Origin of the sequence: Cellulophaga algicola DSM 14237, assembly GCF_000186265.1 — a bacterium.
GTDB classification, from domain to species: domain Bacteria; phylum Bacteroidota; class Bacteroidia; order Flavobacteriales; family Flavobacteriaceae; genus Cellulophaga; species Cellulophaga algicola.
In genome coordinates this window covers 4,430,848-4,447,480 of sequence record NC_014934.1, presented here as the reverse complement: position 1 = coordinate 4,447,480, position 16,633 = coordinate 4,430,848, and the positions used below count along the sequence as shown (strand labels likewise).

At 31.6% G+C, this 16,633-nt stretch carries 12 protein-coding genes and 1 pseudogene; 6 read left to right on the top strand and 7 right to left on the bottom strand.

Annotation, left to right across the window (positions count from 1 at the left end; translation table 11 throughout):
• Nucleotides 1-213 precede the first annotated feature (213 nt).
• Nucleotides 214-702, bottom strand: coding sequence for a hypothetical protein (locus CELAL_RS19295; RefSeq protein WP_148229715.1), 489 nt, complete (start codon nucleotides 700-702; stop codon nucleotides 214-216).
• 175 nt (nucleotides 703-877) lie between these two features.
• Between CELAL_RS19295 and CELAL_RS19290 the strand changes: the two genes are divergently transcribed.
• Together CELAL_RS19290 and CELAL_RS19285 are read left to right on the top strand one after the other, a co-directional pair.
• A complete protein-coding gene (locus CELAL_RS19290; protein WP_013552572.1) occupies nucleotides 878-1,564 on the top strand; it encodes a hypothetical protein in 687 nt (228 codons plus the stop codon).
• Nucleotides 1,565-1,613: 49 nt separating this feature from the next.
• Nucleotides 1,614-2,168 carry a hypothetical protein gene (locus CELAL_RS19285; RefSeq protein ID WP_013552571.1) on the top strand — a complete coding sequence of 185 codons (555 nt, stop codon included), beginning with the start codon at nucleotides 1,614-1,616 and terminating at the stop codon, nucleotides 2,166-2,168.
• Between the two features lie 210 nt (nucleotides 2,169-2,378).
• Here the strand turns inward: CELAL_RS19285 and CELAL_RS19280 are convergent.
• The 5 genes and pseudogenes from CELAL_RS19280 to CELAL_RS19260 all read right to left on the bottom strand — a co-directional run.
• Nucleotides 2,379-2,801 (bottom strand): annotated as a pseudogene (locus tag CELAL_RS19280) (redoxin domain-containing protein); the annotation flags it as partial.
• 230 nt (nucleotides 2,802-3,031) lie between these two features.
• The gene (locus CELAL_RS19275) at nucleotides 3,032-6,214 is read right to left on the bottom strand and encodes a ligand-binding sensor domain-containing protein (protein WP_245529658.1); all 3,183 of its coding nucleotides are present in this window, start codon (nucleotides 6,212-6,214) and stop codon (nucleotides 3,032-3,034) included.
• A gap of 698 nt (nucleotides 6,215-6,912) precedes the next feature.
• The gene (locus tag CELAL_RS19270) at nucleotides 6,913-8,136 is read right to left on the bottom strand and encodes an ankyrin repeat domain-containing protein (RefSeq protein ID WP_013552569.1); all 1,224 of its coding nucleotides are present in this window, start codon (nucleotides 8,134-8,136) and stop codon (nucleotides 6,913-6,915) included.
• A gap of 392 nt (nucleotides 8,137-8,528) precedes the next feature.
• Nucleotides 8,529-9,107: a toxin-antitoxin system YwqK family antitoxin gene (locus CELAL_RS19265; RefSeq protein ID WP_013552568.1), complete on the bottom strand. Its 579-nt coding sequence runs from the start codon at nucleotides 9,105-9,107 to the stop codon at nucleotides 8,529-8,531.
• Nucleotides 9,086-10,315 carry a toxin-antitoxin system YwqK family antitoxin gene (locus tag CELAL_RS19260; protein ID WP_013552567.1) on the bottom strand — a complete coding sequence of 410 codons (1,230 nt, stop codon included), beginning with the start codon at nucleotides 10,313-10,315 and terminating at the stop codon, nucleotides 9,086-9,088. The genes CELAL_RS19265 and CELAL_RS19260 overlap by 22 nt, the downstream gene beginning before the upstream one ends.
• A gap of 698 nt (nucleotides 10,316-11,013) precedes the next feature.
• Here CELAL_RS19260 and CELAL_RS19255 point away from each other — a divergent pair.
• Nucleotides 11,014-11,652, top strand: a complete 639-nt coding sequence (locus CELAL_RS19255; RefSeq protein WP_013552566.1) for a fasciclin domain-containing protein — start codon at nucleotides 11,014-11,016, stop codon at nucleotides 11,650-11,652.
• A 1,001-nt stretch (nucleotides 11,653-12,653) separates the two neighbouring features.
• Here CELAL_RS19255 and CELAL_RS19250 read toward each other — a convergent pair.
• Complete coding sequence (locus CELAL_RS19250; RefSeq protein ID WP_013552564.1) at nucleotides 12,654-12,842, bottom strand: hypothetical protein; 189 nt, start codon at nucleotides 12,840-12,842, stop codon at nucleotides 12,654-12,656.
• A 176-nt stretch (nucleotides 12,843-13,018) separates the two neighbouring features.
• On the opposite strand from CELAL_RS19250, the gene CELAL_RS22900 reads away from it, so the two are divergent.
• The 3 genes from CELAL_RS22900 to CELAL_RS19235 all read left to right on the top strand — a co-directional run bounded on the left by CELAL_RS22900 (nucleotide 13,019) and on the right by CELAL_RS19235 (nucleotide 16,228).
• Nucleotides 13,019-13,501, top strand: a complete 483-nt coding sequence (locus CELAL_RS22900) for a leucine-rich repeat domain-containing protein (protein ID WP_083807820.1) — start codon at nucleotides 13,019-13,021, stop codon at nucleotides 13,499-13,501.
• A gap of 234 nt (nucleotides 13,502-13,735) precedes the next feature.
• Nucleotides 13,736-14,629: an IS1595-like element ISCal1 family transposase gene (locus tag CELAL_RS19240; protein WP_013549103.1), complete on the top strand. Its 894-nt coding sequence runs from the start codon at nucleotides 13,736-13,738 to the stop codon at nucleotides 14,627-14,629.
• Between the two features lie 39 nt (nucleotides 14,630-14,668).
• Entirely contained in the window at nucleotides 14,669-16,228 is a 1,560-nt protein-coding gene (locus CELAL_RS19235; protein ID WP_013552561.1) for an aryl-sulfate sulfotransferase, read from the top strand.
• Nucleotides 16,229-16,633: the final 405 nt, after the last annotated feature.

Below are 16,633 nucleotides of genomic sequence, written 5' to 3'. Positions count from 1 at the left end.
AAGTAAGTTATGCAACTTATTTTAGAGTTTTTGTATTTCGCAAAAAGGATGATAAATGGGCGGCTTAGTGATGAATAAAAGCACTGGTAATCATGTCAAATTAGCTACCTGTGTAATTGTAATTATTGAAAATGATGCCCTAATTAGACCTTTAATGGAGCCTTTCTACTGTGTTCTGTTTTCAGAGTGATCACGAATACCTGATATTGACCACTAAAAAGCGCACTCTTCTGGTAAAGGGTTGACGGTAGCAAGGCTTTGCGCAAAATCATCACCTAAGCTAGTTTCTTTAAACCCTGAATTAACTGTTCCAATAAACGCTTTGGTGCCATAACCAGAGGTATTCATATGAGCTCTAATAATAACCACTTGATCACTCAATATGTTAATCGTTCCTCCAGATCTATGAAATGGTTGCTCATTAACGTGGCTGTGCCCTAAAATTCTACGATATAAAAGTTCCCCATCTTCTGTAACTACTTCCCACCAATTTGCATATTGATTGCACCCGGTATCTGGACTAGAAATCCCTACACTAAAAGTGTAATTGGTTTCTTTTCCGGAGGAGATAACACTCACTATACGTGCCATTTCATCAATAGCAATGAATCCATCTTCTTCATTAATTGTTACAGAATTATTGGTGTTACAAGCACTAAGAACAGCAATGGTCATTAGAAATAAAGAGAATACTATTTTCATTTTTTTCATTTGTGTTTAAAGTTAGGCTATTATTTATCGCTACAGAATTAATTAAATATAGTTGTAATATGCTGACTTTTGCGACGTTTGTCTAAAATGAGTACATAAGTATCTTTATTTAGATTAAAGCGTAATTTCATAGCTCTAAAACTTTTAAAAAAGTAATAATTATAATATGAAAGGATATAAAAAGCCTAATAGTGTTGTAGCATGGGGGTTTGGAATAGCATTGTTATTGGCAATACCTGTTCTAGTACCCGTAATTTTGTCTTTATTTTCAAATGATTCAATGTTTAAAAAAGGAGTTTTGGTTTATATATTACCAGGATTAATCTATTTTCTATATGTACTATTGGTGGTTAGAAATTATTACAGCGCACAGGTTGCTAAAAAACTTAAAAATTTAGAGGAGTATACGCTGGTTATTGATGAGATGGTTTCAGAAACTATGAAAACTTCTGTTTTCCATTCGTTATTTAGTCCTAAAAGTGGTTTACAAGAATATTACTTTATTTTTTATACTAAGGAATATGATAAATATATACACGTAAGTTCAATAGCTATAGTTCCTAATTATGCGGCTGTATCTTTAAAGTCTTGGGAACATTTACCTATAAAAATTTATATAGACCCCAAAGAATTAAATGATCCTAAAAAAGGAAAAAGTAAAAAAAAGATAGATAAAAATACACTAAGAACTTTTAGATTTTTTAAAGGTTCTTATAATTTAGAAGCTAATTATCGATACAGTCTATCAGAAGTTATTGCAAAGAGAAAGTACTTTATGAGTGTCCTTATAGTAGTGCCTTTTTTTATACTATGCATGTATTTATTCAAGGTAATTCTTGCTCTCAAAATTTAATTCAAGTAGTAATAGTAAAAAGTATTATGCCATTATTCATATAAATTACATGAAAGATAAAATTTTTAAGTTTGAATCTCTTGCCAGTTTTAGCTTCTATTATCTAGCAGTCATTCCTTTAGTAATTCTTATATATCTTATTTTTTTAATTATTTACTGTATACTACCAACTGTTTTAGTTGTTGGTATTCTTGGGAGTATGGGTATTCTAGCGATTTTTGGTTATCTATATGAAAAACTGTGTTTAAAAGATGTTACGATCAATATCACTGAATCAGATAGGATTATCATAGATTTTGATAAAGGAGGAACTTTCGATTTTAAGATGGATCAATTGCAAGCTTTTTACAGCTATGATATACAGTCTAACCTGCGAAATGATGTAAGAATTTTTTTAATCTTCGAATTTGAAAATGAGAAAGTAAGACTCTTTGAGATAGCAAAGGGACATGATTTTGAGGTAGCCACTTTAAAAACAATTATTTCATTGTTAAAGCAGCGGTATGAATTTAGAGTTACCAAAAAGTCTAAGAAGTATTTTAATTTTATTTATAAAGAATGGGAAATTTATAAGTATGAGAAAATAGAAGCTAAAACCGTTTAATTCTGAACCTGTCAGGTATGTCAATAAGATCATACTACAAACTGTAATTTATATTGGAATAATTACCTTTTAAAACTTTGGCTACTGTTTTAGAAACGATCAGGATACAATGAATAAACCCTCTTATTGCAAAGCGAAAGTAAGAGGGTTGTAAAATAGTGGTATTCTTATATCAAGAAACCTATGTAAAATATGCGTGTTGCCTTTATATTAATAGGCAACCTCTCCGCGAGAAGGATAATCTTCAGTAATAACAAATTCTACCGATTTAAGAAACGAGCGTAAATGTGGGCGACCAAAAGGTTCTGAATTAATAGCAACATAATATACCTCATTATTCGGGCGAATTAAAAATAAACTAGGTTCTGAAAACAAATCTGGTTCTTTACCTTTTATTCCTTTAGATAAATATAAACCCCATGTTTTGGCTTGTGCTTCTATAAGACCGTAACCCAATGGTATATCTGCAACATCCCATTCTTTTTTAGAGGTTCTAGCACGAGCTTCTGAGTCCATACTCACCGTTATAATTTCTACTCCTAAGTCTAAATATTTAGATTTTAATTTTTGTAATTCTTCCGTATAGTTTTTACAAACAGGGCAATGGAGACCTCTGTAAAAAACTAGCATAGTAAACTTTTCAGGGCTTTGCGCTACAAGATTCTAGGTACCACCTTCTATTAAATTGAAGTTTAATGCTGGGGCTTGTTGTTTTGGTCTAATCATGAGGTAAACTATTAAAAATAAGGCATCAATAGGATACCTCTTCTATTATCCAGTTACTTGTTTTGTAACTATTTAAATAGTTTTTTAGTGCCTTAACATTAATCTATGTGTACACTGAAATTGGTGAAATATTAAAATCAATTTATATTTTCAGCGCTTTGTACGGCAATTTTGGCCTTTGGTAAAATAAGGATAAAAGTTGTTCCTTTGCCACTGCCTTCTGATGTTGCTGTTATGGTTCCGCCATGAGAAGTTACAATTTGTTTTACCATATAAAGACCTAGGCCAGTTCCTTTTACATTGTCATGAAAACGTTCAAAAGGCGTGAATAATCTTTTTAAAGCTCGCTCATTCATTCCTGATCCATTATCACGTATCAAAAAACGATTTGTATCACCGTTGTCCTCAAAATCTACAGAGATTGTAGGATTTGGTTGATTCCCCATATATTTAATAGCATTATCTAGAAAGTTACCAAATACTTGAATGATCCTTTTGCGATCTCCAAATATTTCAGGTAAATTCTGGGCAATATTAAGTTCAATGTTTTCCGTACTAAGCTTCACCTTAATAAGATCCCGTGTTAAATTCAATATTTCATTGGTTTCTAATAGTTCATTTTTGTTTTCAATTTTACCTAATCTTGCAATTTCAGTAATATCGGCAATCAATTCGCTCATATTATTACAGGAAATATCTATCAAACTTAAATACTCTTTTATATCCGGAAAATCTTCCAATTTAATTTCTAATGGAATAAGACCAGCAATTCCTTTAATATTATTTAAGGGGCTTTTTAAATCATGAGAAACGGCAAACGTAAAGCGTTGAATTTCCTTGTTTTTTGAGTCCAAATTAGTTGCAGCTTCTACAAGTTTATCTTTTTGAAATAACAACTCTTTAGTCCGTTCCGCTACTTTTTGCTCCAACATTTGTTGGTTTTCTTTAAAAGTTTTTATTTTAATTTGATAAGCAATATAGAAGAAAAGAAAAACTAGTGCTACTATTAATAACTGGAACCACCATGTTTTCCAATAGGGAGGGGAAATGGTAATATGTAGATTCAATTCATTATCTACCCAAACTCCGTCAGCATTGGTCGATTTAATTTTCAACATATATTCTCCTGGATTTAGGTTTGTATACGTTGCACTAGGATTGTTCCCAACATAGTTCCAGTCTTTTTCAAAACCATCTAGATAAAAAGCATAATTAACACTTTCAGGGTGGCGAAAGGTAAGAGCCTTAAAATCAAAGTTAATTACAGATTGATCGTAGTTAAAGGTTAGGGAATCTACTAGACTAATATCTTTCTTTAAAACTCCAAAATCATCATTAGGTTTTACAGGAGTATTAAATATTTTGAGCTCTGAAATAAACAAAGTAAGTTTATCTTTTTGTTTTTCAACAGCATCGGCCGTAAATATGTTAAACCCATTAATACCACCAAATAAATATTCGCCTTTACTCGTAATTAGAGAGGAACTCGCTATAAATTCCTTAGACTGGATCCCATCACCCACATCATAATTAATTGTTTTTCCTGTACTGGTATTATACCTACTAATACCGTCTTCTGTACTTAGCCATAAATGTTTATTCTTATCATCTATAATCCCTTTAATAGCATCATTTTTAAGTCCATCTAATTCTGTGATAGTTTCAAATGAATCACTTTCAGGTATATATTTGTTAAGACCTCCTTGCGTACCTACCCAAATGGTATTATCACTATCTTGGATAATGGTATTGATGAAATCATTGCTTAATGACTTTTTACTATGATAATGAACTCTTTCCCAAGTGCCATCATTTTCTGTCAACTTAAATAAACCAGAATTTAGGGTGCCAATCCAAATAGCTTCAGTATTATCTTCGAATATTTGATACATTGAATTAATTTCCCTGTCCTCCAATTCAGATATAAGACTAATATTCTCATTTTTATTTGTTTGTGGATCAAATACTTGTACCCCTGCAAAATAATTGATAACCCAGATTCTGCCTTTTTTATCCTTTAAAAGATCAACTATTATATTTGATTTTAAAAATGAATTTTGGGTATTTAATTCCTTAAATTTCTTAGTTTCCGTATTAAAAATGGTAATACCGTTTGTCCATGTACCCACCCACAATTCATTTTTTTTTGTTTGCAGTAAGGATAGCACCACGTCGCTACCAAAGTTCTTATCACGTAATGAATAATGTTCAAAGGTATCTAAAGTTCTATTCCAATAATTTAACCCACCGCCATCAGTTCCAATCCATAGATTTCCGTTAGTATCCTCACTAAAACAATTTATTAGTTTATTACTTAAAGATTCAGGATTAAAGGGGTCAGAATTTATGTGTTTAAATTTATAGAATTCCGGGTCATAAAAATTAAGGCCACTTTTGTAAGGAGCTACCCACATAACACCATTTCGGGTACATAAAAGCGCCCAAATGGAATTACCGGAAATTGAATTTGGACGCGTATCATTGTATTCTATGTGTCGTAAACGCTCTAAATTTTCAGTATAGATATACAAGCCATTATTTTCAGTACCCACCCACAATTCATCATTATGACTCCTTGCTAAAGAACGTATGCTAAAGCCTGGGCTTACTTCTGTTTTTTTGGTAAGTAGTTCAGAACTTGCATTTATGTTCAATTCAATTAATTCTCCGTTACTGGTACCCAATAAAAAATTGTTTGTCTCCAATAATAAAGAAGTAACAATCTCTGCAGTTGCCTTAATTTCACTAAGTATTTCAAAATCCTTAGTTAACACAAAAATATTATAGGTAGAAATAACCAATATCCGTTTATCATCTAAAGGATGAACTTTTATAATTTTGTTAATCCTTCTATTTTCAATTTTTACATGGTCATTAGGTAGTATAAAGTTTTTTAATTCTCCCGTTTCTGGTTGATACCTATATAAGCCGTTCGTACCCGTACCCAACCATAGCACCCCATCTATTTTTGTTATTGATTCAAAACTTAAGGATTCAATCTTCTTTGCTTCACTTTTAAAAGGGTAAGGGGTTACGATATTTAAATTACGGTTATACTGACTTAGACCATGGTTTGTGCCAATTAACAAGTTTTCATTATCCTCATATAAAGAGACTATGTATTCATGGCTAAGGCCTATTTTACCATCTAAAGTTGTATTATATATTTCAATGTCTTTTCCATCATACCTATTCAGGCCATTTCTCGTTCCAATCCACATAAAACCAAAGCTGTCTTCTAATAAAACTGTAGCCGAACTGTTTGATATTCCATCATTAATATGATGAAAAGTAAAAGGCTCATTATGTTGTGCTTGCACCCTACAAATGGAAATAAAAATACTGAGAAATAGAAGATTTTTAAAAAAATAATTTGGCAACATGTCTGACCTTTAAAGATATACTTAAATTAAACGCAATTAAAAGTAAGAAATTACTTTCAGCAGTAATTTAAAGTTAAATTTTTTAGTTTTAATAAAAAAGCACTTAAAATTTAAACTAATTTGGTTGGCTCTGGAATAAAATTATATATTTTTCTACTATAGAATGCAGTCTTTTAACTTAATACATACTATATGCCCTCGTTTTAGTATTGTATTTTCTTGATAATTGTATTCACGTTGATTATAAATGGATACTTTTTTTAACCTAATAAATATATGTACTTGTTTGTTAGCTATTTTAGGACGAAAAATGAGTTATTTATTATGCATAAAATCTATTAGAGTAGGATAGGTGCACACAGGTAAAATATCTACTCCAGAAGATTTAAGACTAAAATCTCACTATTTCTTTCGTTCCTAAAATTTATACAAACTATGATAGTAAACATTTACCCACTTTTACCATGAGGGCTCTTAAGTATAGGATAACTAATTTACTTTTTTCTAAATAAAAATAAAAATAGCAGCATATACTAAATTTGGCAACTTTAAATTCTGTTGTAAAAAAACACTTCTTTTTTCAACTACTAATCAGAATCGAGGAGTCAAGTTCTAAAAATAAATGCTTTTATTATTTATTCCTTAACTAAATATTTTTCAACTAGAGTATTGTCATATTCAGTGGCAATACTTAAAGCTGTTTTTCCATTGGTACTATATTGTTTTTTTGCTCCCCATGCAATAAGTTGTTCTGTGATGGCAAGGCTTTTTTCCTGAGTCTTGATTTGGCTAGTACCAAAGTTTTCGGATAATGTCGAATTTAAAACGATGCTACCACCAAACTCTTTTAAAGTCTCACCAAGAGCCAACATATCTTCAGAATAAATGGCAGCTATCATAAGAGGAGAATAATTTTTTAAAGCGCCTAATTTCGCTTTTAACTCAATGTCTGCTTTATTATCATACAATAGTTTAAGCAAAGGAAGGTTACCATGAATAGATGCCATATGTATAGCAGCAAGACCTGTCTCTATATTAATATGATTAATAGAAGCTCCATTATCCAGTAAAAGTTGACAAATGTCTACATCTGAAACAAAGGGAAAAATAGCTTCAATAGTAATTTGGTCCACTAGTTTATTTTCTAAGATATATTTAATTGTTTCTATATTACTATCTTCACAAGCCGTTTTAAAATCCTCATTGGTAATTTTAAACCCTTGATTTTCAATAAGATATTTCGTAATTTCTATATTGTTATTTGCTAAACTCAATTTAAGAAGATTCCAATCGTTTATCGTTGGTAGTTCCATATTAGCTCCATTTTCTATTAAAAAGATAGCCTGTTCATTTTCCTCATGCATAATTGCTATGTGCAATGGAGTTGTGCCAGAGTTTGTAGCATCTATACTTGCGCCATGTTTTAGTAACGCTTCTGTTATTTTTATATTAGATTGGTCGGCAGCATAATGAATCGCAAAGTAATCATTATTAGAATTTTGATAATTTGCATTCATACCAGCTTCTAATAATAATTCAACAATATCATTTTTTGATTTTCCTATGGCTAGAGTTAACGCATTGTTACTATCACTATCTGTATAATTTAAATCGCTACGTGGTATTAGAAATTTAGCCACGCGATCAGATTCTGCGACAATAGCGTATAATAATGGATTGTATTCCTCATTATACGTAAAGCTATCTAACGGAACTTTCTCTATAATTTGCTCTACACCAATAACGTTATCATTATCAATGGCAGTGAACATACCTTTTGGGGTGTAGTCTGTACATGAAAATAGGGTTAAAAATAGTGCGATTAAAGTTCCTGTTTGTAGTATTCTATTTTTAGTCATCAATTGGTTTTTAGTGATTGGAATTTTATACTTTTTTATTGTTATAAACTATTTTAAGAGGCAATATTTTTAATCAAAAAAAAATATAATGCTACTAAAATTGAGTTTAAAATCTTAATTTTATTTAATTCAACGCTAAAAGTTGTTCTAAATTATAGCTATAAATAATATTACGCGAATTTTTGTTAAGAATAGAAGAAATAACCTATAACTTACTTCTTTTATATTGAAAAACTAAGTTTCTTATCTTTTACTTGGGAACAAATTTGCAATACTATGTGTTTTAAAATTACTAGAATTTATCACAAAATAGAGGCATCAGTTTTATGTTTAATTACGGTTTACAACTATTGAAAATCTCATTGATTCTATAACTTTATAAGTAGTAGAACTTACTTTAAGCCGTCTTTGAAATCTTTTTCTGTATCAATGCTTCCATCTTTATGATAAGTACTCCATACCCCAATTTTAATACTCGTGTATCTTCCAAATAAATCTGGCTTATCTATAAATTTATAGGTTCCTTTTACTTTTAAAGCTCCATTTTCATAGTATGATTTCCATATGCCAATAGGTTGATCATTTTTATATTCACCTAATGATTCAAGCGTACCATCTTTATAATATGATTTCCACACACCAGTATTTAAAAATATCAAATCAGACAATTCAGCTACTCTTTTAGAAGTTTGCGAGGTATCTACCACTACCATTCCTTGAGCAAATAGTGCTCCACTCGCATAGGTTACGGTTCTTTCTAAGGTGTATGGTTTTTTCTGTTTATTAACTACAAAACCTTTATCCTCAATTTTTAATTCTTTTTCGTTGTATTGAAATTGTTCTACGTAGGTTGTATCATTTTTCATTTTTAAAGCATACTTAACCCGCTTTTTATCGTCATAAGCAATAAGTCCAATTTTCTTTTTATTTTTAAACTCCCTTTCAAAAGTTAAAACACCATACTTGTACATTTTTCAGCGACTAGTGTGCCATCAAAATATTTTTTTTCAGAAGATATTGTACCATGATCATAGTCATTTAGGTATCCTTCTCCAGAGAAGTTGGTTTCTCCACCACAAGAATAGTCGGGCACGTTACTCCCTTTTCTTGATAGTGTTCCATCGTCATCATAATACAAAGCAAATTCTTGGTTTAAAATCTTATTGTTAGCTAGATAGGTAAGGCTGCAAACCATATTTCCCATTTCATCTCGTGTCACCCAAGCACCAAACTTAGCTCCATTCTTATAAGCACCTTTTTTTTTGATTAGGTTCTTTTTGTAATTATAATAGGAGGTATAAGGCCCATTTTTATAATAACCACTTTGGTCTTGAGTTAATGTGGTTGCAGATTTTATAGTAAAATAAGCACCATGATCATAATAGTCCATTTCCTCACAAGTAGCACTATCTCCAGTATATGTACATTTTTTAAGTAAGTTAGGGTTATGACCACCATATTCTTCCCAAGTACCAGTTTTTTTACTATTAGTATAATTTCCCTTTGTGGTTAAGCTACCATCACGCTTATACAGTACGTATTCACCATCTTTATTACCTTGTGCATCAATAGTTTTTTTTTCTTTTAATTGTCCGTCGCTGTAATAAGATTTTTGAAGTCCAAGTTCTTTTCCCTCTTTATAGTTTTGTTCTGTATTGGGGACTCCATCCGTATAGAAATACGTTTGCAAGCCCTCTTTTTTACCATTTTGATAACGTAAGTCTTTGGTTAGAATTTTACCATTATAATATTCCTTTTCTTGGCGTATATAATTGTTGTGTTCATCAGCATATGTTTTTACTTCATTGGTAAGTTTGTTTTTATAAAAGTTTTTATCAATGGTAGTGGTACCATAAGTAATGGTCTCCCGATCTTCGGTATCTTCCTCATCATAGACCACTGTAGTTTTAACCGTCCCTAAAGTTATAACCTCTTTAGTCTGTTTTTTATATTTAAAAGTTTCTTCTAATTCTCTCTCATAAAAGCTCATGACTATATTTATAATCCCTAAATCTGGATCCTTGAAATTTTTCTTAATTTTATAATCAGTATCTAGCTCGCCCTCATCATATTCCTGCTCAATACGCACTAATCCAAAAGTTGGATCGTTATATTCTTCCTTTATTCGGGTCTCCCAGGTTAATTCACCCTCTTTATTGTACTCACCAATAACGTTCATGTTTCCATATATAGGGTCTTCAAGGGTGGTGTTTTTTTTTAAATATTTGTAGTTAATAGTGTTGGTATAATATTCATATACTGTTACTAATGTTACTTCTCCTAAGCTAGGGTGTTGCGTTATTTCTCTAGTTTATTTTTGAGCCTGAAGCTTCGTAGAGAAACATAAGAATATAAAAAGAAGAGCTGTAGTTTTAAAAAGCATTAAAGGAGATTTAATATTTATTGTAGGGTAAGTAATGTATTTCATTATGAACAAAGCTAAATGTTTTTGATTATATTTTCTATCTGATAAGCAGATGATGTGTATGACTAAACATAATATTCAGTTTTATCATAAAAAGGAAGTCCACGAGAAACGTTAGGAACTGTTTAATCCGTGTAATAGTTAATACGCAATTTTAAAGAAGAGCAAAAAGATTGGTTTTAACTTAGGGGTAGTGTGTAGACTAAACCAATACTACAAAATGAAGGATAGCAATCGGTACCTGCCCACTTTAATTTTTTGATAAAGGTGGGGCTAGCATCAGATTAATTTTGCCTTTTTTTATGTTTTATAAGGGTAGTATAATTTGCATTTGAGCTAAAGATGTGCATAAAGTGCCTATATATTTACTTCATAGCAAGAAATGTTTTCAAGTATATGAAATTATGTGTAAAAACTATTTGCTAAAAGTATAAATAAATAACACTAGACTTATGATTTTAAAAAAGAGAGTATTCTTGTTAGGAGCTATGGTTACTGTATTAAGTTTTACTGCATGCAAAGATGAAAAGAAAATAGAAGCAGAAAAAGCTAAGGTAGAAGAGCAAGCTGCAACATTAAAAGCAGAACAAGAGGCAGAAGCCAAAAAAATAAAAGAAGAAGCACGTTCGAAAGAAATTAGAGCTACGAGTATTGCAGCACTAGTGAGTAATAATGAAGATTTATCTACATTAGTAAGTGCATTGAAGGCCGCAAATTTAGTAGAAATGATGTCTACCAAAGGCAGTTATACCGTTTTTGCTCCTAATAACAACGCTTTTCAGAAACTACCAAGTAAGCTTTCTATAGCAGAGTTAGCAAAAGAGGAGAATAAAGCTTTATTGACTAGTATCTTACAATACCACGTAGTTTCTGGCGAAATTACCACCGATAAGTTAGTAAAAGCGATTGCAGGAGCTAAAGGGAACTATACTTTTAAAACGATGAGTGGGAAGGAATTAACAGCTAGTATGAAAAAAGACCAGATAATTATTAAAGATGAGAATAATAATAAAGTTAATATTCTGGCAGGAAATATTAAAGCTTCAAACGGAATAATCCATGTGGTAAGTGATGTTCTAATAATGAAATAAGAATAGGTAATCTGTTTAATTTATAAAGTTCAGTGTCGCAAGATGCTGAACTTTTTTGGTTTAGAATTTAAGATATTAAACAATAAAAGCAATTGCGTGTTTATTAGCGGCTATTTTATTTTCCGAAAATGGCGGATAGGCAATTCGACTCATTAAAGTTCATATAAAAACATGGGCCAAGCACCGGTTATAATTTTTGATGACCCTTTTCTAAGTTTTATTAAAAGCTATAAGCACAAGGGGTGTTTCACCTAATAGCGGTTTATAGCGACTTGGTTTCAACTTTATGCAAATTAATGCCAATGTGCCAGCTTTCTTGATTCGTACTTCAGCTACTGGCAAAACCAAAAGAGTACTATACTATTTCGCGTCTGCCCGCCGAAGTAATTTAGCTAAGAAGGGATTTCTAACTTTGCTTTGGTTCGGCCAAATGAAAAAGATCTGGTAAACCTTTTAAAGCAGGAGCGGGGGCGAGCGTTGGCTTTCTTACCTCAAATCTTGTTTGATTTTTTTTCTAAAAATTTTCTAAAAATGTAATGAAACCGAGTTTTCGAGGTTTATGAATACCATTAAAAAACAATAAAAGAGCTATGAATAAATACGCTTTGCCTGAAGCGACGATAGGAGCGGAGTGGGAATGTGTGAAGAATAGAATTAAAGTAGATTTGGAACTAATTTTCCCTTAACACATATTAGTTAGTATTTATGTTCAAGTTTATGCAATTAAAAGCATAGAAATTTAAGGAGTTTTTATTTAATTATGCCTTAGGTGAACGTCGTCCTAAAAATGAAATGGACAGATAAAAAAAATGCTAGAACATGGAATTCTTATTATCACAGCTTGTTATAAAAATAAATTAATAGGAATGTAAAGGTCGCGCACAGATTATTCTATTAACACCTGCTTATCAGATTTAGCAGTTGAATTACTAAGAGGCCATCTAGTAATACCTAAATAGCCTCTTAGCTTATTGTAATTCACTCCTTTTTTCATTTTGGAGTTATTCGTTCTTTCTATCATCTCCTGGTCTTGGGGATTTGAATACGTCCATTCCCTCTTTTCTGTGCTCTATCACTTGTTCTTTGATAAATTCACGGAACTCTTTGTTGCTCTGACCATCTTCTTTGGAGAATTCAGCTACAGTCTTGGTTATTCCTTTTGCCTTGATATTCAAAAATGTTGTACTCATATTTAATCGTTTTAAATGTTAGGCGACAGGGTACGGGTTTAATATTAAAACTCTATTAATACTGTCTTAAAATCCATTTAAAAAAAATAATTTTTATCTAAATTTTAATCTAATCTACAAGCACTAGGGGTGTTTCACTTAATAGCGACTTAGTTTCAACTTTATCAAAGAACTCTATTTCAGAGCTCCCAAACTGGATAGGTTCACTAAAGCACTTAGAAACATTAGAAATAGAACTAAACCAATTAGAAGGTTTACCAGAAGATATAGGAAAGCTGGATAAGCTTGAAACCATATGGCTGAGTAACAACAACATAAAAGAGCTGCCAGACTCTTTTTGTGACCTAACATCCTTAACAACACTATCCATTCAACATAATAAACTTACCCATTTACCAAAGAATATAGGTAAGCTATCTAATTTAGAACTTCTCTTTGCTACAGATAATGAAATTGAAGCGATTCCTGAATCTATAGGGAACATGAAAAATCTTTATTATTTATTTCTAGAGAAAAATAGATTAAAAGATTTGCCAACAACTATGCAGGATTGTAAAAAATTACATAAACTGCATATTGGAAAAAATTATATCTCTGAGGAAAATGAACAAAAAATAGAAAGTTTAATTCCCGATAATTGTTTCTTTTGGCCATTTTAAATAGATCCTCCCTATACGTTTTTTGAGCAAGCCGATGCCTTAACAAAATTTGGTGCTACTTTTTTTTGCCGATGCTTATAGCATACTATTTATGCAAGTAGACAATAGGAAGGGAGTGTAATGTGTATATTTACATTTTTACTCATTTTAATTTAAATAATGATACCTTGGATATAAGAAAATAGAGGTCAGTAGCTAACTTCGTATCTTGATACTCAGTAAATATATTAAATTATGGATATTTTCAAGGGTCAAAATCTTCTAGAGTTCTCTGATTGCTTCAAAACGGACAATGATTGCAAAGAATATTTAACAAATATTAAGTCTAAAACCCCTTTTAAATGTTCTAGATGCAATCATATAGCCTGTCAAACACGTGCTGATTTCTCTAGGCAATGTAATATTTGTAGACATACAGAATCCGCAACAGCAGATACTTTATTTCACAAGGTAAAGTTTGGTGTTCGCAAAGCATTTTTTATTTGTTTTGAGATGGCTACAAGCACGAAAAGCTTATCTGCAAGTTATATGGGAGTACGTTACGGAGTAACAGAAAAAACAGCTAGACTTTTTATGCTTAAGGTCAGAGAAGCTATGTCTTCGAGTGGGAATAATCCTATGGACGGAGTTGTTCATGTAGATGAATTTGTTTTAGGGGGCAGAGAAGAAACAAAAGTTGGCAGAAGCTACAATGCTAAGAAAAAGAAGGCGGTTACAGCTGTTCAGCTTACAGAAGATGGAAAGGTAAAAAGAATGTATGCTATGAAAATAGATGATTTTTCAGCACAATCCTTACAATATATTTTTGTCAACCATATCAGCCGAAACGCAAAGATTACTACAGATAAATGGAGAGGCTATAGTCCTATTGCAAAGGCTTACGACATCACACAAATAGAAAGTAATGGAGGGTTAAATTTTAAAGCGCTTCATACAATGATACATCAGGTTAAATCTTGGATAAGAACAACTTATTCTTGGGTTAGTGACAATAATTTAAATAGATATTTCAATGAATTTTGTTTTAGAATAAACAGATCTCAAAGTAAAGCTACAATATTCAATAATCTTATTGTTAAAATGGTCAATAATGATAAAATCAATCAAGCTGAATTAATAAGTAATTAACTACTGACCTCTATAAGAAAAATTAAACTACTTGTTTTATTGGGGTTGTTTATAGTATCCTGTAATAATGATGATTCGGTTTCCGATACTGTTTCCAATGTAGCTACTGATTCTACTGAAAATGAAATTTTTAGTTGTTCGGATGAATTAACCATTGAAGTACAAACGCTCCTAAACCCTTCAGGGTACGCACCTTTATCTGCACTCGTTATTTTTAAGACCAATGAACCTATTTCTGTAACTATGCGTGTTATAGGAAAAAATGGTGCTGACTCTGATGTTATTCAAAGTTTTTCTGAAATTGGAAATAATATAGAGATACCGGTTCATGGACTTTATCCAGATTATGAAAATGAAGTAGAATTCACTTTTTATGACACCAATAAGGTTTCCTTATGCGCTCAAACACTTAAAATACAAACAGCTTCCCTTATTTCTGCTATGCCAGAAATTACAATAAAAACGGCTGATAGAAGCCAAATGGCAGAAGGAATGACCTTGGTGAGCTATTATGGATACGATACTGATATACACCCTTTTAGCCCCTTTATTTTTGACTCCTATGGAGCTATTAGGTGGTATTTAAATTATAAGGAACATCCTATTTTAAGTAATTTACACTATGATAACGGCCCAGGGCGTTTGGCAAATGGTAATTTTTATTTTGCAAATAATGAACCAGATGCAATTTATGAAGTAGATCTTTTGGGAAACATTATAAATACTTGGGATATGCCTGGTTTTAGTTTTCATCATGAAGTACTGGAAAAACCTAATGGAAATTTTATTGTTTTGGTAGACAAACATAATGCGAGTACGATAGAAGATTATATTATAGAAATAGACAGGTCGTCTAATGAAATTATAACTATTTGGAATCTAAATGAATCTTTAGATAATACCCGAACTACATTGACTACCGATCCCGAGGATTGGATTCATGTAAACGGTGTTAGTTATGATGCTAGTGATGATACTTTAGTTATTTCAGGACGAACACAAGGTGTGGTAAAACTTACTGCAGCAAATGAAGTGGTTTGGATAATGGCACCACATGCAGATTGGAAAACTTCAGGTAATTCAAAAGACCTTAGCTCTTATTTATTACAACCTTTAGATGCTTCCGGTACAGCAATTACCAATGAAGCTATTCTAGATGGTACGGAAAATCATGCTGATTTTGAATGGAATTGGTACCAACATGCCACTAAGGTATTGGCAGATGGGTCTGTTATACTTTTTGATAATGGCGATAATAGAAATTATACGGGTCTGGGTCCTTACAGCAGGGCAGTACAGTATAAAATAGACGAAACGAATAGCACCATTCAACAATTATGGCAATATGGTAAAGAACGGGGAGAAGAAACCTATTCTAGAGTGGTATCTGATGTAGACTATTTAGAAGCATATAACCATATGTTGTTTTCTCCTGGAGGTATTACTTCTGGCGCTCAGCCTTTTGGAAAAAGTATAGAAATAGATATGGAGACAAATAACATAATTTTTGAAGCTACGATTAGTGCACCAACTCCATTTGCAGGCCACATTACTTTTCATAGAACTGAACGCTTATCACTTTATCCTACGCTTAATTAGTTTTATAACTATAGAGTGCTGCTTAAACGATAGCCAAATTATCTCCTTTTAAGGTGCTGCCTATTACCTTAAAATAACAAGACGCTATGTTAGATACTTCTTATATTTTGTAAATATTTGCATGGTTCTCTATCCCGGAAAGTTTTATCTATTTACCTACAATAAGCCTCATCGTATTGCATCAATACAATAAAAAATACTGCCAATGTGCCACCACTAATTGCTGTACCCGTGATGATTAGCACACAAGTTGATGCTCATTTTTAATTGTCTACGTAGACCTATTGTTATTATTAGTAGTTTAATGTTCACCAAAGCTATTTTAATACGATCAAATTCCAACGAAGAAGAATTGAATGTGTAGTTATGGAGCTATACTAGAATTAGATGAAGTAGGCGGAAATG

Coding starts and splice junctions, on each gene's coding strand:
- CELAL_RS19295 (WP_148229715.1), bottom strand. CDS start 702: ATGAAAATAGTATTCTCTTTATTTCTAATGACCATTGCTGTTCTTAGT.
- CELAL_RS19290 (WP_013552572.1), top strand. CDS start 878: ATGAAAGGATATAAAAAGCCTAATAGTGTTGTAGCATGGGGGTTTGGA.
- CELAL_RS19285 (WP_013552571.1), top strand. CDS start 1,614: ATGAAAGATAAAATTTTTAAGTTTGAATCTCTTGCCAGTTTTAGCTTC.
- CELAL_RS19270 (WP_013552569.1), bottom strand. CDS start 8,136: ATGACTAAAAATAGAATACTACAAACAGGAACTTTAATCGCACTATTT.
- CELAL_RS19265 (WP_013552568.1), bottom strand. CDS start 9,107: ATGTACAAGTATGGTGTTTTAACTTTTGAAAGGGAGTTTAAAAATAAA.
- CELAL_RS19260 (WP_013552567.1), bottom strand. CDS start 10,315: ATGAACGTTATTGGTGAGTACAATAAAGAGGGTGAATTAACCTGGGAG.
- CELAL_RS19255 (WP_013552566.1), top strand. CDS start 11,014: ATGATTTTAAAAAAGAGAGTATTCTTGTTAGGAGCTATGGTTACTGTA.
- CELAL_RS19250 (WP_013552564.1), bottom strand. CDS start 12,842: ATGAGTACAACATTTTTGAATATCAAGGCAAAAGGAATAACCAAGACT.
- CELAL_RS19240 (WP_013549103.1), top strand. CDS start 13,736: ATGGATATTTTCAAGGGTCAAAATCTTCTAGAGTTCTCTGATTGCTTC.